Origin of the sequence: Nocardiopsis sp. YSL2 (assembly GCF_030555055.1) — a bacterium.
Classification (GTDB): Bacteria; Actinomycetota; Actinomycetes; order Streptosporangiales; family Streptosporangiaceae; genus Nocardiopsis.
In genome coordinates, this window is record NZ_JAMOAO010000001.1 from 4410642 (window position 1) to 4430022 (window position 19381).

The window sequence follows — 19381 nt, forward strand, 5'->3', positions numbered from 1 at the left end:
CGGCACCGGGGGGCACGGTTCCCGTGGCGGGACCACGGCCTCCCGGAGCACCGGCGCCGCGACCCTCGCGGCGGGGCTCCGGGGGGCCGGGCGGCGTCCACGACCGCACGTCGGGCGGGCACAGGCCCGTGTCCGGCCGTAGAGCGCTGAGGAGGCGGGCATGCGCGTGCTCATCACCGGCGCCGCCGGCTTCATCGGCTCGAACTACGTCCGGAGGCTGCTCTCCGGTGCCTACGGAGCGTCCGGCGTACGGGTCACCGCGCTCGACAAACTCACGTACGCGGGCAATCTGGAGAACCTCGCGCCCGTGCGCGAGGACCCCCGGCTCACCTTCGTCCGCGGCGACATCTGCGACGCCCGGCTGCTCGCGGAGCTGATGCCCGGCCACGACGCCGTGGTCAACTTCGCAGCCGAGACGCACGTCGACCGCTCGATCGACGGCGCGGACGCCTTTGTGCGGACCAACGTGCTCGGTACCGCCGCCGTACTCCAAGCGGCGAAGGACGCGCGCGTGCCCCGGGTGGTCCACGTCTCGACGGACGAGGTCTACGGCTCCATCGACTCCGGCTCGTGGACGGAGGAGAGCCCACTGCTGCCCAACTCCCCCTACGCCGCGGCCAAGGCGGGCGCGGACCTGCTGGCCCGCGCGTTCGCCCGTACCCACGGCCTGGACGTGAGCGTCACCCGGTGCAGCAACAACTACGGGCCCTACCAGTACCCCGAGAAGGTCATACCGCTGTTCGTGACCACTCTGCTGACGGGGGGCACGGTCCCCCTGTACGGCGACGGCCTCAACGTGCGCGACTGGTTGCACGTGGACGACCACTGCCGGGGCGTCCACCTGGTGCTGGAGAAGGGTCGGCCGGGCGAGGCCTACAACATCGGCGGCGGACAGGAGTTGACCAACCGTCGGCTGACCACGCTGCTGCTGGAGGCCTGCGGGGCCGGCCCGGAACGCGTTCGCGCGGTGCCGGACCGCCCGGGCCACGACCGGCGCTACTCGATCAACGACGCGAAGCTGCGCGCCCTGGGCTACAGACCCCGGGTCGCGTTCAGCGAAGGCCTGGCCTCGACGGTGGCCTGGTACCGCGACAACCCCCGATGGTGGAGGCCGCTGCGCCGCGACACCGCGGCGTAGGAGGCCGACGCACATCCTGCAGACCGGAGACACCATGCGCGGCATCATCCTGGCCGGAGGATCGGGCACCCGTTTGCGGCCCATCACTGCGGTCTCGTCGAAACAGCTCCTGCCCGTCTACGACAAGCCCATGATCTACTACCCGCTGTCCGTGCTCATGCTGGCGGGCATCCGCGAGATCCTGGTCATCAGCAGTCCTGAGCACCTGGAGGCCTACCAGCGGCTCCTGGGCGACGGGCGCCGGCTCGGCCTGGACCTGGAGTACGCGGAACAGGACCGGCCCCGCGGCCTGGCGGACGCGCTGTGCGTCGGCCGGGAGTTCGTCGGGGACGAGTCGCTGGCCCTCATCCTGGGTGACAACATCTTCTACGGTCACGCGCTGATCAGCGTGCTGCGGACCGAGATCGAGCGATTGGACGGTTGCACGCTGTTCGGCTATCCGGTGGCGGACCCGGAGCGCTACGGCGTGGCCTCCGTCGACGACGCCGGCCGGATCACCTCACTGGTGGAGAAGCCGGCCGATCCGGCCTCCAACCTCGCCGTCACCGGGCTGTACTTCTACGACAACGAGGCCCTGGACATGGCGGCGCGGCTCACTCCCTCGGCCCGGGGAGAACTCGAGATCACCGACCTGAACAACCAGTTCGTCGAACAGGGCCGGGCCCGGCTGGTCAGCCTCGGCCGCGGGAACGCCTGGTTCGACACCGGAACCCACGAGAGCCTCCTGGACGCGGCGCTGTTCGTCCGGGTCCTGGCCCAACGCCAGGGGGTGCGGCTGGCGTGCATCGAGGAGGCCGCGTACCGCATGGGCTTCATCGATGCCGAACAGCTGGGTGTGCTCGGCAAGGAGTCCGGCTCCTCCAGCTACGGCCGCTACCTGCGTGAGCTCGCCGGGGTCTGAGCCGGGTGCGGGCGGGGCGTCCCGAACCGCCACCGGACTCCCGCGGCCACCGGCGACCGGGGTCCCCTCGCGGGCACGGATCGTCCCTTGACCGCCCCACACCCGTGGGTTAGCGTGTAAGGAGTTGCTTACGGTAAGAGGGTGCTTACATGGTCGCGCGGGATCGACTCAGTATGGAGTTCGCCGCACTGGCGGATCCGACGCGCCGCGACATCCTCACGCGACTTCGAGGCAGATCCCTGACGGTGAGTGAGCTGGCGGAGAGCTATCCGATCAGCAGGGCCGCGGTCTCCCAGCACCTGACGGTGCTGGAGAAGGCGGGACTCGTGACACGGGGACGGAGAGGGCAGTGGATCGACTGCTCGCTCTCCTCCTCCTACCTGGACGAGGTGGCGGCGTGGGTCGAACAACAGCGCAGCGACTGGGCTGAACGCTTCGACCTGCTCGACGAGCACCTCAGGAACCGCCGTGAACGCGGCCGCGAGACCGACAACGAAGCAGAAGGAGAGCAGCAATGATCGACGTGTCCAAGGGCTTCACGCTCGTCCGCACTTTCGAAGCGAGCCCCGAAGAGGTCTGGAAGGCGTGGACCGACCCCGACGCCGCGGCGCAGTGGTGGCGCCCGCGGGGCACGACCACGCCTCGCGAGACCGTGGAGATGGACACCCAGGTGGGTGGCCGCTACACGTACACGATGGTGAACGACGCCGTCGGCAACAAGGTGGTCACCGGCGGCGTGTACCGCGAGGTCGTGCCGTTCGAGCGCCTGGTGTTCACCTGGGGCCACCCGGACGGCGACCCGGACGACACCCCGGTCATCACCGTCACCCTCGAACCGGTGAACGAGGGCACGCGCATGACGTTCGACCTGCGCGGCGTCGAAGGGGCCGAGGGCGACGGGAGCTTCCACGACGGGTGGCAGGAAGTGCTCGACTCCCTTGAGAACTACATGAAGTAGGCCCGGACCGCCCGGCGACGGACCCTGGGGAGCCGGCAGGTCGGTCGGGTGTGGTGCCGTGACCGGCTCCGCGATCATCTGGATGGAGAGATGACAAATAGCACGGAGTCCGAGAGCGGCTCCCACCCGGTCCCCGCCCAGGCGGGGGCCCGCGAATGGATCGGCCTCGTCGTCCTGAGCCTGCCGACGATGCTGGTGTTCCTCGACCTGACGGTGATGTTCCTGGCGTTGCCGCACATCGCGGTCGACCTGGACTCCAGCGCCCTGCAGGGTCTGTGGATGGTCGACATCTACAGTTTCCTGATCGCCGGGTCGCTGGTCACGATGGGCCGCCTCGGTGATCGGATCGGCCGACGCAGGCTGATCCTGATCGGTGGCGGCGCGTTCGGCCTGCTGTCGATCGCGGCGGCGTTCTCCACCAGCCCGGAGATGGTCATCGCCGCGCGGGCGGGCCTGGGCATCGCCGGAGCCACGTTCATGCCCTGCACCCTGGCACTGATCAGGACGATGTTCCCCGACCCCAAACAGATGACCAAGGCCATGGTCATCTGGACGACGGTGGGCATGGCCGGGCTCTGCCTGGGCCCGTCGGTCGGAGGGTTCCTGCTGAACTCGTTCTGGTGGGGCTCGGTCTTCGTGATCGCGGTCCCGATCACGGGGCTGCTCCTGCTGGTCGGCCCGGCGCTGCTGCCCAAGTCACGCGACGAGAACGCCGCCCGCCTGGACTTCTCCAGCGTGGCGCTGTCGCTGGTCGCCATCCTCTCGATCATCTACGGGCTCAAGGAGCTGGCCCGCGACGGTTGGGAGCCGTTCCCGGCGGTCGCCTGCGTCGTCGGTGTCGTGATCGGCGCGGTGTTCGTCCGCCGCCAGCGCCGCCTGGCCGATCCGCTGCTCGACGTGAGCCTGTTCCGGGTCCGCGCGGTCGCCGGTGCCCTGACGGTCTTCATGGTCACCGGTATCGTCCAGGCGGGCACCGGATTGCTCATCGCGCAGTACCTGCAACTGGTCGACGGACGCAGCCCGTTCGTCGCGGCACTGTGGCTCATCGTCCCCTCGCTGGTGGCGATCGTCGGGGTCCAGCTCTCCGGGCCGCTGGCCACACGGCTGCACCCGAGCCGGGTGATCATCGGCGGGCTGATGCTCAGCGCTCTGGGCATGGTCGTCATGTCCCAGGTCCCGCCGGTGGACGGCCTGGCCGTCCTCATCATCGGCGTGTGCATCTCCTACGCCGGGGTCAGCGCGGTCCCCGCGATCAGCAACCAGCTCACCATGCAGGCGGCACCCCCGGAACGCAGCGGATCGGCCGGGTCCCTCTCGACCACCAGCGGCGAACTCGGCAACGCCCTGGGCATCGCCGCCATGGGCAGCCTGGCCACCGTGCTCTACACCGGCTGGATCGCCGTTCCCTCCGGTGTCCCCGCGGCCGCCTCGGCGGCAGCCGGCGAAGACCTCGCCAGCGCCGTCACCGTCTCCCAGACACTTGCGCCCCCGCTGGACGAGCAACTGGCGACCGCGGCCCGCGAGGCGTTCACCAGTGCCTTCAACACCGTCGCGCTCTGCGGCGCGGTCACGCTGCTCGTGCTCGCCGTCGTGGTCTACATCACGATGCGCCACGTCCAGCCCATCGGATCCGAGCAACCGGCACCGGTCCCGGAGGGCGACCCCGCCGACTCCCCGTGACACCCCTGATTCCGAGTCGTACCGTGCCGCCCCTCGCGCCTTCTCCGACACTTTCCCCTCGCTCGGCCACATCCGTCCCACACAGCAATAACGGAGATGTCCGCGCGGGTTCGTGAGCTCTAGGGTTTTCGAAAGGAGGGCCGACCGGCCAGCGCGAATAAAGATGTCGTAAGGGATGGTGAAAAGCTCCACCCTGCGCGCCGGGAAGCCGGAGTCCGCTATTCCTCGTCACCGGACGGGCGGCCTTCGTGCCTTTTCCCGTGACGTCACGGAAGTCCGACGCACCGACCATTCGTCATGCGGCCGGCTCCTCCTGTCCCGAACCGGGAACCCCCCCACGAAAGGAGAACGGCGACATGGCGGAGCCTGGGCAGGTCAGAGTCGGATCTCAGAGGACGGACGCGCCACCGAGGCAGTTGAACTCGCTGACGGGGCTGCGGTTCTTCGCCGCCCTGATGGTGTTCTTCTTCCACACGGGGTTGAGCATCAACCCGATCATGCCCACGGAGCCGGCGATCAGCCCGTTCGCCGACGAGACGGTCGCGCAGTGGTACGGATGGTTCTTCAGCAACAGCGGCTTCGTCGGGGTCTCCATCTTCTTCGTGCTCAGCGGGTTCGTGCTCGCCTGGTCGGTGGGACCCGACTTCTCGGCACGGGCGTTCATCCGGCGCAGGCTGGTGAAGATCTTCCCCAGCCACGTGGCCATGTGGGCGCTGGTGATGCTGTTGTTCGCCGGCGGTGCCGTCACCTGGCGGGTGTGGCTGCCCAACCTGCTCCTGCTGCACTCCTGGTTCCCCGACCTCCAGGTCAGCCAGAGCATGAACATGCCGTCCTGGTCGCTCGCCTGCGAACTCCTCTTCTACCTGACCTTCCCCTTCCTGGTCCGGCCGATCGCCCGGATGAGCGCGCGCACGCTCTGGTTCGGGGCGGCGGCGATGGTCGCGGGCCTCACGCTGTACCAGGTGCTCATCGCCACCGTCCTTCCGAGTCCTCCCGGCATGGAAGGGGTGATCCTGACCAACCTGCAGTACTGGCTCAGCTACCTCTTCCCGGTCGGGCGCATGTTCGAGTTCCTCCTCGGGGCGTTCCTCGCGCACATCGTCCTCGCGGGAAAGTGGGTGCGGATCCCTCCGCTGGCGGCGGCCGCGATCATGGTGCTCGGCTATGTCGCCACCCTGTTCGCCCCGGTGCCGTACTCGATCAACCTGATCACACTCGTCCCGATCGGCGTCCTGGTGGCCTCGCTCGCCGACGCGGACATGCGCGGAGCGCGAACCGGAATGCGGGGCAGCGTCCTCGTCTGGTTCGGCAAGGTCTCCTTCGGCTTCTACATGTGCCAGGCCGTGACGGTCTTCTGGCTTCGAGGCGTGACGGGCGGCGCGGCATTCTCCACACCGGTCGCCGTCCTGGCCCTGCTCGGCCTGTTCGCCGTGACCCTTCTCGGCGGATGGTGCCTGTACCAGTTCGTGGAGATGCCCATGATGCGCCGGTGGAGCCGCAAGCGCCCGGCTCCGGCCGCCGCCCCCGCCCCCGACGCGGAATCCCCCCAGACAGACGCGAGTGCGGACTCCGCCCGCCTCGACGAGAGGAACTGAACGCATGAGTACCTTCAGTGACGTGGACGCGATCGACATCAACGACGTCGACGGCTTCTGGTCCAAGCCGATCGAGTACCGGCACGCCGCCTTCGACGCGCTGCGCGCCCGGTCCGCGCTGCCGTTCTACCCCGAACCGGACTTCGGCGGGGCACCGCGCGGCCCCGGCTACTACGCGCTGACCCGGATGGACGACGTCCTCCAGGTCACACGGGACGCGAACAGGTTCATCTCCGGCCGGGGGACCGGCAGCGTGGTGGACCTGCCGGCCGAGATGATGGCCGAGTTCGGCGAGTCGATCATCACCATGGACGGTCCCCGGCACGGCCGGCTGCGGCGGATCGTCTCCCGGGTCTTCACCCCCAAGATGGTGAACGCGCTCATGGACAACGTCTCCCAGGTGGCCACGGAGATCGTCGACGAGGTGATCGAGAGGGGCGAGTGCGACGCGGTCACCGACATCTCCGCGAAACTTCCGCTCCGCGTCATCTGCGACATGATGGGCATCCCCCGCAGCCAGCACGAGTTCGTGGACGAGCAGACCAACCTGCTGCTCGGCCTCGCGGACCCGGATTTCGTCGCCGAGCATGACGATCCCCTGGGCGTGATGTTCGGTGCCAGCCGGGCACTGGCCGACCTGATGCACGGGCTGGCCGAGCAGAGAGCCACGAACCCCACCGACGACCTGATCTCCACGCTGCTGAACGCCGAGATCGAGGGCGAGGCGCTCACCCCCACGGAGCTGGCCAGCTTCTTCATCCTGCTCGTCAGCGCCGGCAACGAGACCACCCGCAACGCGATCAGCTGGGGCATCGAACTCCTCACCCGATTCCCGGAGCAGCGGGCCGTCTGGCTGTCCGACATCGGCGGGGTGACGCCCACGGCTGTGGAGGAGATCGTCCGCTGGTCCTCACCGGTGATGTGCCAGCGGCGCACCGTCGCCGAGGACGCCGAACCGGTGGAGATCGGTGGCCGACGGCTGGGCCCGGGGGACAAGGTGCTCATGTTCCACTGGGCGGCCAACCGCGATCCGCGCTACTTCGACGACCCGGCGCGCTTCGACGTGCTGCGCGATCCGAACCCGCACGTGGGCTACGGCGGGCCGGGGCCGCACTTCTGCCTCGGTGCGCACCTGGCCCGCCTGGAGCTGACGGTGATCTTCCGCCAGATACTGACGCGGATTCCCGACATCCGTGTCGCGGGAGAGCCGGTGCGGCTGAAGTCGTCGCTGGTCAACGGGATCAAGCACCTTCCCGTGACCTTCACCCCCGGCGGCCCCGACCGCGGAACGCACCGGGCCGCGACATGAGGGCCGGCGGATCCCCCGCCCCCGGCGCCGCCGAGGTCGAGGTCTTCGCCTGGGCGACCGACGACGATCCCGACCAGGCCGCGGAGAAGGCCGCGGTCGACGCCCTGGGGGAGGTGTTCGCGCAGGCGTGTCCCGGGCATGGGTTCGTCAATCCCGTCGTCGCCGGAGGCGGGACCCCGGATCCGCGACGGGTCCTGCGGTCCCGGCTGCGCGAGAACGACCCGCCGGACAGCTTCCAAGCGCATCCCGGCGGGGAACTGGCGGACCACATCGACGCCGGACACCTCACGGCACTCGACGACCGGTTCGTGGAGTGGGGCCTGGTCGACGTCCTGCCCAGGGGACTGCTCGACGCCCTCACCGTGGACGGGAAGATCTACACCGTGCCCGCGGGTGTCCACCGCCTGATGCTGTGGGGCAACGGGGAGGTCCTGGCCCGGGCCGGACTCACGGGTCGGCCCGCCACCCTCGACGAGTTCGTCCGCGACCTGGACGCGCTCAGGTCCGCCGGCGTCGAGCACCCGCTCGCGCTCGGTGCCGCCTGGACGCAGCTCGAACTCCTCGAAGGAGTCCTGCTCTCCGAGCTCGGACCCGAACGGTTCGAGTCGCTGTGGGCCGGGGAGTCCGACTGGTCCGGACGTGACATCGGCGGGGCGCTCGACGCCTACGGGACGCTGCTGTCGTACACGAACCCGGACCGCGACGACCTGCACTGGCCCGAGGCGGCGAAGCTCCTGAGCGGCGGAGCGGCCGGCTACCTGTTCATGGGCGACTGGGTCGTCGGCGCTCTGGAGGAGGCCGGGCTCGGCGACTGCAGGTACCAGCCGTTCCCGGGGACCGCCGGGACCTTCCAGTGGCTCGGCGACGCGTTCGTCCTGCCCAGGGGCGCTCCCAACCCGGAGGGAGCGCACTGCTGGCTGAGGGCGGTCGGCAGCATCGAGGGCCAGAAGGCGTTCAACACCAGGAAGGGGTCCATCCCGGTGCGCACCGACGCCGACCCCGCCGACTACCCGGAGTACCAGCGAGCGGCGATCGCGGACCTCGAACGGGCGAGGCTCGTGCCGTCGTGTGCCCACGGCTCGGCGTGCGCGCCGGAGGTGACCGCCGCCGTGACCGGCGCGGTGGGCAGGTTCTCCGGGTCGGGTGACGTCGCGGCCCTGCGGGCCGACATCGCCGCCGGCGTCGCCGGTCGCGGGCCGGACGCCGCGCCTCAGAGCTCCGCCACGCACCGTCGTGGCGGGACGTGACAGTCCAGGAAAACCAGAGGAGTAGATGATGGCACTGCCGAGAATCGTTTCGCGGGATGAATGGCTGGAGTCCCACAAGGAATTCCTGGTCAGGGAGAAGGAGGCGACCAGGGCGAGGGACGCACTGAACGCCGCCCGACGCGAACTGCCCATGGTCGAGGTCGACAAGGAATACCTTCTCGAAGGGCCAACGGGGGAGACGTCGCTGCTCGACATGTTCGAGGGGCGCAGGCAGCTCATCGTCTACCATTTCATGTTCCACCCCGACTGGGACGAGGGCTGCCCGGCCTGCTCCTTCCTGGTGGACAACTTCGGCAACTTCGCCCATCTGCACCGGCGTGACACCTCGCTGGCCGTGGTGTCGCGGGCTCCGTTTTCCAAACTGCTGGCCTACAAGGAGCGAATGGGCTGGGACTTCACCTGGTACTCCTCGGGGAACAGCGATTTCAACTACGACTTCCACACGACTCTGGACGATGCCAAGGTCCCGGTCTGGTACAACTTCAAGGACCGGGAAGCCCTGGTCAACGACGGTCTGAGCGGGTTCGACGGCATGGAGGTGCCCGGGGCCAGCGTCTTCCTGCGCGACGGCGACCGCATCTTCCACACCTATTCGACCTACGCCCGCGGCACCGAGGTCTTCGACACCACGTACCATCTGCTCGACCTCACAGCGCTCGGCCGGCAGGAGGAATGGGAGAAGCCCAGCGACCGCTACACCGATCCTGTGCGGCCCATCCTCCGGCACGACGAATACGAGTCCGAGTAGGGTTCCCCACCGGATCATTCGCTCCGGTGGTCACACCATCACCGGAAATCCGCGACGAGTCAGAATAGGGTAGGGAAAGAAACCAGCGGGGCTCCCGTGCGGGTGAGTGGAGATGTCTGACATCTCCCCGCCGCACGGGGCCCCGCGCTTTTTCTTTCCACAACGGCATTGCCTCGATCGAGGTCAGGCTGCTGACCGCACGCGACAAGAAGCGGTCCTGAATCGCGCGTGCCACTGTTGGTCACGACGGCCCCGGTCCACCTTCGGTCCGCCGCACGGAATCGGGAGTGAACCGTCGACCGGGAGGCCGTCCCAGTGCCCGCGGTGACCGAGCCCGGTCCCTCCCTCCGTCACGGGAGAAGGGCCGTCGGGCGGCTGGCGCGCACAGGACAGGACGTGCCCGCCGTCGCTTCCGCGGGACCGTCGGGCTCTGCCCGCGCGAGCCCGCGCCGGACGCGGCCGGAGCCGGATGTGTCCCGGGCGCCGCGCCCGCGGACGGACGTGACCCACGAGGGAGTGAACCGCATGACCCCAGACTCGATCGACGTGCGCGGAGACGCGCGCCCGGCACTGACGAGCCTCCGCTTCGTCGCCGCCCTGCTGGTCTTCATCACCCACATCGCGTTCCTGTCGCCGTTCGCGAACCCCGCCGTCGCGGGAGGCTTCTCGACCGTCGCCCACGACGCCGGATACCTGGGTGTGTCGTTCTTCTTCGTACTCAGCGGCTTCGTGCTCACCTGGTCGGCCAGGGCCGGGGATCCGGTCCTCGGCTTCTACCGCCGACGCTTCATGAAGATCGTCCCGAACCACCTCGTGGTGTTCCTCCCGGCCGTCGCCGTGGTGTTCGTGATCGGCCTGGGGATGCAGATCTACCCCATTCTGGTCAACTACCTGTTCCTGCTGCAGGCCTGGGTCTGGAACTTCGAGTTCGCGGCGCAGTCCCCCAACAGCCCGACGTGGTCACTGGGGGTCGAGGTCTTCTTCTACGCGGTGTTCCCGCTGTTCTATGTGCTGGTGCGGCGGATCCGCCGCGACCGGGTGTGGTTGTGGTGGGTGGCCACCGGACTGCTCATCCTCGCGATCCCGGTCGTGGTCGGCGCGGTGACTCCGAGCGAACCGGCCAGTCCCGCCTTCGACGGCGGCACCTGGCTGCAGCAGAAGCTGCTCCTGTTCTTCCCCGTCACCCGGTTGCCCGACTTCGTCCTGGGCATGCTCACCGCCCGCCTGGTGCAGGAGCGGAGGTTCGTGGGCATCGGCCTGGGATGGTCGGCGGCCCTCACCGTGGCCGTCTACACCGCGGCGCTCTTCCTGCCGCACATCTACGCGTTCGCGGGACTGTGGGCCTTCCCCGTGGCGCTGCTGATCGGCGCCTCGGCCTCGCGCGACCCCCGCAGGCCGGGCCTGCTGGAGAGCCGTCCCGCCGTCTGGGCCGGCGAGGCCTCGTACGCGTTCTACCTCGTGCACCTTCCGCTGATGATGCTCGCGCTCTTCGCGGTCGGACGCCTGCACCCGGACAGCGCGGCGGGCCCCTTCGCGAAGATGGGCACGGTGGCCGGAATCCTCTTCATCCTGGGCCTGGCCGCCGTCACGCTGCTCGTGTCCCGGCTGCTGTTCGTCGCCGTCGAGCGGCCCGCGATGCGGCGCTGGGCGCGTCCGCGGAGCGAGGGTCCCGGCCGCCGGACCACCACGGGGGACGGCGGCGACACCGGCGGCGAGCCCGACCGCCCGGATCGGACCGTGACATGACGGACCGCCGACCGCCGCACCGCAAGAGGAGAGACGCGCGCCCAGCGGCCGGACCGGCACTGTGACAGGGCGAGCACCGAGCCGCACCCACCCCTTCTTCCCCGGAGGTTCCTCCATGGGCACCAACGATTCCCTCAGCGCAGCCGAACTCGACGAGCTGGACCGCCGACACCTCGTGCGGTCCATGCAGCGCGGCTACATCAAGGACCGTGTGATCATCACCCGCGGCAAGGGCGCCACGGTGTGGGACGCCGAGGGCAACGAGTACCTCGACGCCGCCGGCGGCGGGGTCTGGCACTCGCCGATCGGCCACGGCCGGCCGGAGCTCGCCGCCGTCGCCTCGGAGCAGATCCAGAAGATCGAGTTCTTCACCAGCCTGCTGGAGTTCTCCAACGACAAGGCCATCCGGCTCGCGGCCCGTCTCGCCGGGCTCGCGCCAGAGGGACTGGACCGCGTGTTCTTCTCCAGCGGCGGCTCCGAGGCCGTCGAGACCGCCATCAAGGCGGCCCGGCTGTTCCACCACCGGCGGGGTGAGCCCGACCGGACCTGGGTGCTCTCGCGGCACTACTCGTTCCATGGCGCGACCTACGGCAGCGGCACGGCCACCGGCCTGCCGCAGATGCAGCACGGCGTCGGGCCGAACCTGCCCGACTTCGAGAAGCTGACACCGCCCTATCCCTACCGGGCCGAGATGTACGGCGGCGCGGACGTGACCGACTTCTGCGTCGACGAGCTCGAACGGACCATCGAGCGGATCGGGGCGGGCAACATCGCGGCCATGATCGGCGAGCCGGTCATGGCGGGCGGCGGCGTCATCGCACCGCCGGAGGACTACTGGCCGCGGATGCAGGAGGTCCTGGACCGGCACGGCATCCTGCTCGTGGCGGACGAGGTCGTGACCGCCCTCGGCCGGCTCGGCACGTGGTTCGACTCGCCGGGCCGCGGGATGCGCCCCCACATGATCACCATGGCCAAGGGCGTCGCGGGCGGATACGCCCCGCTCGGGGCGACCCTGATGACCGACGAGATCGCCGACACCGTCATCGGCGAGGAGGGGTTCTTCCACGGCTACACCTTCCAGGGGCACCCGGTCGCGTGTGCTCTCGGCCTCGAGACGGTGGAGGTCATCGAGCGGGAGGGACTGCTGGAGCGGGCCCGCGAGATCGAGTCCGAGCTGCGCGAGGGACTGGCCGGACTCGTCGGCCTGCCGGCTGTCGGTGACGTGCGGGTCGAGGGCACCCTCGCCGCGGTCGAGCTGGTGTCGGACCGCGAGCACAAGGTGCCGATGGACTGGGGAGTGGGCGAGGCCGTCGCCTTCGAGATCCGTACCCGGCACGGCGTGATCGCGCGGCCGTACGCCCACAACCTGGTGCTCGCCCCGCCACTCGTGACCACCGGTGAGGAGGTGGCGCGAGCCTGCCGGGCCGTGACCGAGGTGGTCGCGCGGCTCGGCTCCGAGGGTGACATCGCTCAGTGACCGGTGGGGCCGGTCCGTCTCCGGCCCCCGCTTGAGAGGAAGTTGAGATGTACGACTACATCATCGTCGGAGCCGGTTCGGCGGGGTGCGTCCTCGCCTCCCGTCTCTCCGAGGACCCCGACGTCCGCGTGTGCCTGCTCGAAGCCGGTGGCCCGGACACCATGGAGACCATCCACATCCCCGCCCTGTTCGGGGAGCTGTTCCGCACCCGGGTGGACTGGGACTACGACTCCCATTTCGAGGAGCACCTCGACCGGCGCCGGATGCTCCTGCCGCGGGGCCGGGTCCTGGGCGGCACGAGCTCGATCAACGCGATGCTCTACATCCGGGCGAACCCGCTCGACTACGACGGCTGGGGCCAGCCCGGGTGGAGCTACAAGGAGCTCCTGCCCTACTTCCGCCGGAGTGAGGACAACGAGCGCGGCTCCTCCTTCCACCACGGCGTCGGCGGCCCCCTGCGCGTGGCCGACGGCCGATCGAACAACCCGTCGATGACGGCCCTGGTCGAGGCGGCCCTCGAAGCCGGGCACCCGGCGAACGACGACTTCAACGCCGGGACGCAGGACGGCTTCGGCCGGTTCCAGCTCACCCAGCGCGATGGCCGCCGGTGCAGCGCCGCGGACGCCTTCCTGCACCCGGTCGCCGACCGTCCCAACCTCACGGTGATCTCGAACTTCCGGGCACTGCGCCTGGTGGTGGACGGCACCCGCGTGACCGGGGTGACGGGTGAGCGGTTCGGCGAGGAGATGACGGTGCAGGCCGAGGCCGAGGTCGTCCTCTCCGCCGGGGCCTACAACACCCCGGCCCTGCTGATGTACTCCGGGATCGGTCCCGCCCCGGTGCTGGAGGGCGCGGGAGTCGACGTCCTGGTGGACCACCCCTGGGTCGGGCGCAACCTGCAGGACCACATGTTCGTCCCGCTGATCTACGCGCACGACGAGCCGGTGAGTACGATCGCGGCCGGTGAGGCCGAGATGGCGGAGTTCCTCGAACACGGCACCGGGCCGTTCACCTCCAACGGCCCCGAGGCCGGCGGCTTCATCCGTACCCGCCCGGACCTTCCGGCACCGGACGTCTCGTTCTACTGCGGACCCATGATGTTCCCCGACAGCGGACTGTCGGTCCCGACCGAGCACGCGATCACCTACGGCCCGGTCATGCTCACACCCGAGAGCCGCGGACAGGTGTCGATCGTCGGTTCCGACCCGACGTCCAAGCCGAAGATCGAACACAACTACCTGGCCGAGCCGAACGACCGGACGGTGGCGGTCGAGGGTGTCCGGGCCGCCCTGGAGATCGCCCGCCAGCCGGCGCTCAGCCGCTACACCACGCGTCCCCACCAGGTGCCGGCCTCGGACGACGCGGACGAGATCCTGACCTTCGTCCGCCGCTTCGCGCAGTCGATCTGGCACGCCGCCGGCAGCGCGGCGATGGGCCGGGTCGTGGACTCCGAGCTGCGTGTGCAGGGGCTGGAGGGCCTGCGCATCGCCGACGCCTCGGTGATGCCCACGGTGGGCCGGGGCGCGACGAACGCGTCGGCCATCGTCATCGGAGAACGGGCGGCCGACCTGATCGGCTCCGCGCGCCCGGCGCAGCGCGCGGCCTGACCGCCGACCGTCCCGAGCGCCGACGGCCCCGCCGCTCCTGAGGCCCAGGAGCGGCGGGGCCGCCGCCATCGCGGTCCCCCGGGGGGACCGCAACCCAGGAGACGAGCGTGGGCGGCCACGCGCCGGACGATGGACAGGTCCCGATCCGGGAGCGCCGGATCGCTTCCGGTGCGGCGCCGGCGAAGCGCCGCCCACCAGCAGCCCCGCGGGCACCGACGGCGTCCACCGGCCGCCGCGGGCCACCGACCGACACCCCGAGACCGGGAGGCCACACCCATGCATGTCGCGATCGTCGTCCAACCGGCCCACGGCCACGTCAACCCCATGCTCCCGCTGGTCCCGGAGCTGTTGTCCCGCGGCCACCGCGTCACCTACGCGACCGGCCAGGAGTGTGTCCCCGCGGTCGCGGCCTCCGGGGCGAGGGTCATCACCATCCCGGCCCGCGTACCTCCCATGTACTGGCCGGAGGGGGCGACCGACGAACGCGTCGACGCGATGCTGACCGACATGGCCGGCGGCGTCCGGGACAGCCTTCCGATCCTTCTGCGGGAGTTCCGCCAGGACCCGCCCGACGTGCTCTGCTACGACCTGACCACCGAGGTGGGGCGGCTGCTGGCGAAGCTCCTCGACGTGCCCTCGGCGGCGATCGTCCCCCATTTCGCCTTTCACGAGACCCTCGGGATGCGCGACGCCATCGCGATCGAGGAGGACTGGGAGTCGGCGGACCCCGGGTGGCCGTGGCAGCGCTACTACAAGACGATGCGGGAGACCGCGGCGGACTACGGCGTGACGTGGCAGGACGACGCCCTCGACGGAAGCTCGGTCGCCGATCTCAACCTCGTCCTGATTCCCCGGGACTTCCAGTACGAGGCCGACACGTTCGACGACCGGTTCCACTTCATCGGACCCCTGGAGGACAGCCGGCCGCACACGGCGCGGTGGGCGCCGGCCGATCCCGACAGGGAACTGCTCTACATCTCGTTCGGCACGCTGTTCAACAACAACCCCCGGTTCTACCGGACCTGTTTCGAGGCCTTCGGCGACCTCGACTGGGAGGTCGCCATGGCCGCGCACAAGCTGGACGTCGCCGAACTCGGACCCCTTCCGTCGAACTTCGAGGTGCGTCCGTACTTCCCTCAGGTCGATGTCATGCGCAACGCCACGGCGACCGTGTCGCACACGGGGATCAAGACCCTCATGGACGCGGTGACCCACGGCGTCCCCATGGTGGTCGTGCCACCGGTACCGATGTGCAGGCTGATCGCACAGCGGGCCGAGGCCGAGGGCCTGGCACGATGCCTGGACCCCGACACCCTGGACGCCGAGACCCTGCGCGGGGCCGTCGAACGGATCAGGCACGACCAGGAGATCAGCCGAGGCGTGCGGCGGTACCAGAAGATCATCGCCGACTGCGGCGGAGCGAGCCGGGGGGTGGACGTACTGGAGGAGTACCGGGGCTGAACCGCGCGGCCGCCGACAGGTGCCGCCCCGGCGCCACCAGGCCCCGGGGCGCGGTGTGCGACAGCACCGGACCGCTCGTGAAGGAGGAGATCCATGAAGAGGGGAGAACCCTGCGTGTCCTTGGTGTGCTGCCGTATCCGCGGCGGCGAGGCCGACATGGACATCGATCCCCGCGACCAGCCCGCCCCTCACGGTTGTCGGACGCCGGAACGGCCCGGCAGACCGCCGTCCCGACAGGGAAGACGCTCATGAGCGACCGCAAGGAGAAACTGCTCGCCGACGTGGCCAAGTACCATGCCGACGCCAACAAGTCCCGGCCGTTCGTCCCGGGGCACACCGAGATCTGGCCCTCGGGCGCGGTGCTGGACGCCTCCGACCGCGTCGCGCTGGTCGAGGCCGCCCTGGACCTGCGCATCGCGCACGGGCGTTCGGCCCGGGAGTTCGAGTCGTCGTTCGCACGCCGTATGGGGGTCCGCACGGCACTGCTGACCAACTCGGGGTCCTCGGCCAACCTGCTCGCGATCACCGCCCTGACCTCGCCGCTGCTCGGGGAGCGCCGCCTGCGGCCGGGGGACGAGGTCATCACCGTCGCCGCCGGCTTCCCGACCACGGTGAACCCCGTCGTGCAGAACGGCCTGGTCCCGGTGTTCGTCGACGTCGACCTGGCCACCTACAACGCGACCACGGAACGGGTGGCCGAGGCCATCGGCCCGCGGACACGGGCGATCGCGCTGGCACACACGCTCGGCAACCCCTTCCCGGCCGCGGAGATCGCGGCGCTGGCGGCCGAGCACGGCCTGTTCCTCCTGGAGGACAACTGCGACGCCGTCGGCTCGCTCTACGACGGCCGGCCGACGGGGACCTTCGGCGACCTCGCCACCACGAGCTTCTACCCCGCGCACCACCTCACGATGGGCGAGGGCGGCTGTGTGCTGACCTCCAGGCCGCTGCTCGCCAAGATCGTCGAGTCGCTGCGGGACTGGGGCCGCGACTGCTGGTGCGCGCCGGGCAAGAGCAACACCTGCCTCAAGCGATTCGATCACCAGAAGGGAACGCTGCCGGCCGGCTACGACCACAAGTACGTCTACTCCCATGTCGGCTACAACCTGAAGTCCACCGACATCCAGGCCGCGCTCGGCCTGTCCCAGCTCGACAAGCTCGACTCGTTCACGGCGGCCCGGCGGGACAACTGGGCCCGGTTGAGGGCGGGGTTGGAGGGAACGCCCTACCTCCTGCTGCCCTCGGAGACCCCGGGCAGCACCCCGAGCTGGTTCGGGTTCGTGCTCACCCTCACCGAGGACGCCCCCTTCAGCCGCTCGGAACTGATCGGGTTCCTCGAGGGGCGCAAGATCGGCACCCGCCACCTGTTCGCCGGCAACCTCACGCGCCATCCCGCCTACCAGGACGTGCGCTATCGCGTCGTCGGCGAGCTCACCAACAGCGACATCGTCACGGAGCGGTCGTTCTGGGTCGGGGTCTACCCGGGGCTGAACGACGAGATGATCGACTACATCGCGGCATCGATCCGCTCCTTCGCCGAGAACGGGGGCCGAGACGGCGGTCGATGAGGGGTTGGCCAACGCACGGGGCCCGTGCACGATGTCCTCGGAGTCCGGCGAGCGGTTCCACGCGGGGATCCCCCGTGGACGGCTGCGACCGGCTCCGCCCACCAGACGAGGGCCGGGAAGGACGCGGCCGTCACACCAGGAGACCATCATGCCGAGATACCTGCTGATCAAGCACTACCGAGGCGGACCGGAGCCGCACCGCCCCGTGCCCCCGATGGAGGAGTGGGCTCCCGAGGACGCGGAGGCGCACACCGCCTTCCTCTACAAGTTTCCGGAACTCCTCGGGGAGAGCGGCGAGTTCGTCGACCTCCAGGCGCTCCTGCCCACGCGCACCTGGGTGCGCTACGACGGCCCCGGCGCCGCTCCGGTCACCGCCGAGGGCCAGGGATCCGAGAGCGGTGAGCTGGTCGCCGGATGGTGCATGGTCGACGTGAAGTCCTACGAGCGCGCGCTCGAGATCGCGGCCCACCTCTCCGCCGCGCCCGGCCCCGGCGGGGAACCGCTCTACGAATGGATCGACGTCAGGGAGGTCCTGCCCTCGCTGACTCCCGACACCTGACCCGGGGTATCCCCACGGACCGTGGACGGGGGCGGGCTGTGCGCCCCCGTCCACGGTCGCGCGCGGCCCCGCGGCCGCTCGTGCCGGACGGACGACGCCCCGCGAGCCGGCCGCGAGGCGGCCGTCGAGGACGACGGCGCCTCGCGGCCGGCTCGCGGGGGGAGGGGCGGGCGGTACCGCGTCAGATGTACATGGTGTTGGGTTCGAGCCCGCAGAGCTCACGGCCGTAGAGTTCGAAGTTCGTGTTCGGGTGCATCAGCCCGTGCAGGGTGAACGCCTGCATGTCCCGCTGGATGCGCTGGATCGGCACCGAGGTGTAGATCGACGATCCGCCGCTCGCGTCGGCCAGCGTGTTCACGGACTCCCCGACCAGCTCGACCAGGCGTCCGAGCCAGCCCCGGTTGCGCATCCGCTCCCGCAGCGTCCACGGCTCGCCCGCGGTGCCCTTCTCGTCCAGCAGGTCGACCATCCTGTGCGCGTGGAACTCGGCCTCGTCCAGCTTCAGAGCCGCCTCGGCCACCTGGAAGTGGGTCACCGGTGCCGCGCTCTGCTCGGCGTAGTCGGTGAACGTGATCTTCCGGCCCGGCAGCCGACCCAGGAACTCGTCCAGGGCGGCGCGGCCCATGCCGACCGCGACTCCGATGAAACCGGACGCGCCGGTCGGGATCATCGGGGTACGGAACACGGGGGAGTCGGCGTTGAGTTCGGTCGCGTACTGGCCCTGGAGGATCGCGGGCATCGGCAGCGTGCGCTCCAGCGGCACGAACAGGTCCTCGGCCACCGTGGTCACACTGCCGGTGGCGGCGAGTCCCGAGGCGTACCAGTCGTCCTCGACCTTCAGCTCCGACATGGGGACCAGTGCGGCGACCGGCCACTGGCTGCCGTCCGGGGCCGGGGCCATGGTGATGATGATCTGCCAGTGGCTGTGCCGCGCGCCGCTCATGAACCGCCAGCGCCCGTTCACGCGCAGTCCGCCGTCGGTCTCGGTGGCGACCGCGGTCGGGCTCAGCACCACGCAGATCCGCGTCGCCGGGGTGGCGAAGACTTCGTCCTGCACGTGGTCGGGGAACGCGGCGGCCATCCAGGAACCGATCGCCCACACCGCGGTGTTCCACCCGGTCGAACCGTCTCCGGCGGACAGGGTGCTCACCACGTCGAACAGGCCGCGCGCGCTCGTTTCGTACCCGCCGTAGCGGAGCGGGCGCCGGAGCTCGAACATGCCCGCCTCGGCCAACGCCTCGACGACCTCGTCGTCCAGATTGCGGTTCTGCGTCGCGGACAACGCTCTCGACCTGATCAACGGCACCAACTGGTCGGCCCGCTTGATCAGTTCGTCCGACGACGGTACGACGTTCTCGGACACAAT

At 70.0% G+C, this 19381-nt stretch carries 16 protein-coding genes; 15 read left to right on the forward strand and 1 reads right to left on the reverse strand.

Features of this window, described 5'->3' with window-relative positions:
• Positions 1-160 precede the first annotated feature (160 nt).
• The 15 genes from rfbB to M1P99_RS19485 all read left to right on the forward strand — a co-directional run bounded on the left by rfbB (position 161) and on the right by M1P99_RS19485 (position 18015).
• Positions 161-1138: a dTDP-glucose 4,6-dehydratase gene (gene rfbB / locus M1P99_RS19415; RefSeq protein ID WP_304454022.1), complete on the forward strand. Its 978-nt coding sequence runs from the start codon at positions 161-163 to the stop codon at positions 1136-1138.
• Between the two features lie 34 nt (positions 1139-1172).
• Positions 1173-2039, forward strand: a complete 867-nt coding sequence (gene rfbA / locus M1P99_RS19420; protein ID WP_304454023.1) for a glucose-1-phosphate thymidylyltransferase RfbA — start codon at positions 1173-1175, stop codon at positions 2037-2039.
• 149 nt (positions 2040-2188) lie between these two features.
• A complete protein-coding gene (locus tag M1P99_RS19425; RefSeq protein ID WP_304454024.1) occupies positions 2189-2557 on the forward strand; it encodes a metalloregulator ArsR/SmtB family transcription factor in 369 nt (122 codons plus the stop codon).
• Positions 2554-2997: an SRPBCC domain-containing protein gene (locus M1P99_RS19430; RefSeq protein ID WP_304454025.1), complete on the forward strand. Its 444-nt coding sequence runs from the start codon at positions 2554-2556 to the stop codon at positions 2995-2997. Before M1P99_RS19425 ends, M1P99_RS19430 begins: the two co-directional genes overlap by 4 nt.
• A gap of 90 nt (positions 2998-3087) precedes the next feature.
• Entirely contained in the window at positions 3088-4677 is a 1590-nt protein-coding gene (locus M1P99_RS19435) for an MFS transporter (protein ID WP_304454026.1), read from the forward strand.
• Between the two features lie 416 nt (positions 4678-5093).
• Positions 5094-6272: an acyltransferase gene (locus M1P99_RS19440; protein WP_304454027.1), complete on the forward strand. Its 1179-nt coding sequence runs from the start codon at positions 5094-5096 to the stop codon at positions 6270-6272.
• A gap of 4 nt (positions 6273-6276) precedes the next feature.
• On the forward strand, positions 6277-7581 hold the full coding sequence (locus M1P99_RS19445; RefSeq protein WP_304454028.1) for a cytochrome P450: 1305 nt from the start codon (positions 6277-6279) through the stop codon (positions 7579-7581).
• Positions 7578-8828: an ABC transporter substrate-binding protein gene (locus M1P99_RS19450; RefSeq protein WP_304454029.1), complete on the forward strand. Its 1251-nt coding sequence runs from the start codon at positions 7578-7580 to the stop codon at positions 8826-8828. The genes M1P99_RS19445 and M1P99_RS19450 overlap by 4 nt, the downstream gene beginning before the upstream one ends.
• Positions 8829-8856: 28 nt before the next feature.
• Entirely contained in the window at positions 8857-9597 is a 741-nt protein-coding gene (locus M1P99_RS19455; RefSeq protein WP_304454030.1) for a DUF899 domain-containing protein, read from the forward strand.
• Positions 9598-10122: 525 nt separating this feature from the next.
• On the forward strand, positions 10123-11343 hold the full coding sequence (locus tag M1P99_RS19460) for an acyltransferase (RefSeq protein ID WP_304454031.1): 1221 nt from the start codon (positions 10123-10125) through the stop codon (positions 11341-11343).
• Between the two features lie 115 nt (positions 11344-11458).
• On the forward strand, positions 11459-12820 hold the full coding sequence (locus tag M1P99_RS19465; RefSeq protein ID WP_304454032.1) for an aspartate aminotransferase family protein: 1362 nt from the start codon (positions 11459-11461) through the stop codon (positions 12818-12820).
• Between the two features lie 47 nt (positions 12821-12867).
• Positions 12868-14427 carry a GMC family oxidoreductase gene (locus M1P99_RS19470; RefSeq protein WP_304454033.1) on the forward strand — a complete coding sequence of 520 codons (1560 nt, stop codon included), beginning with the start codon at positions 12868-12870 and terminating at the stop codon, positions 14425-14427.
• Positions 14428-14703: 276 nt separating this feature from the next.
• A complete protein-coding gene (locus M1P99_RS19475) occupies positions 14704-15888 on the forward strand; it encodes a macrolide family glycosyltransferase (protein WP_304454034.1) in 1185 nt (394 codons plus the stop codon).
• Positions 15889-16136: 248 nt separating this feature from the next.
• The gene (gene rfbH / locus M1P99_RS19480) at positions 16137-17456 is read left to right on the forward strand and encodes a lipopolysaccharide biosynthesis protein RfbH (protein WP_304454035.1); all 1320 of its coding nucleotides are present in this window, start codon (positions 16137-16139) and stop codon (positions 17454-17456) included.
• Between the two features lie 148 nt (positions 17457-17604).
• Positions 17605-18015: a YciI family protein gene (locus tag M1P99_RS19485; RefSeq protein WP_304454036.1), complete on the forward strand. Its 411-nt coding sequence runs from the start codon at positions 17605-17607 to the stop codon at positions 18013-18015.
• Between the two features lie 181 nt (positions 18016-18196).
• Here the strand turns inward: M1P99_RS19485 and M1P99_RS19490 are convergent, their stop codons facing one another.
• The gene (locus tag M1P99_RS19490) at positions 18197-19378 is read right to left on the reverse strand and encodes an acyl-CoA dehydrogenase (protein ID WP_304454037.1); all 1182 of its coding nucleotides are present in this window, start codon (positions 19376-19378) and stop codon (positions 18197-18199) included.
• Between the last annotated feature and the right edge of the window lie 3 nt (positions 19379-19381).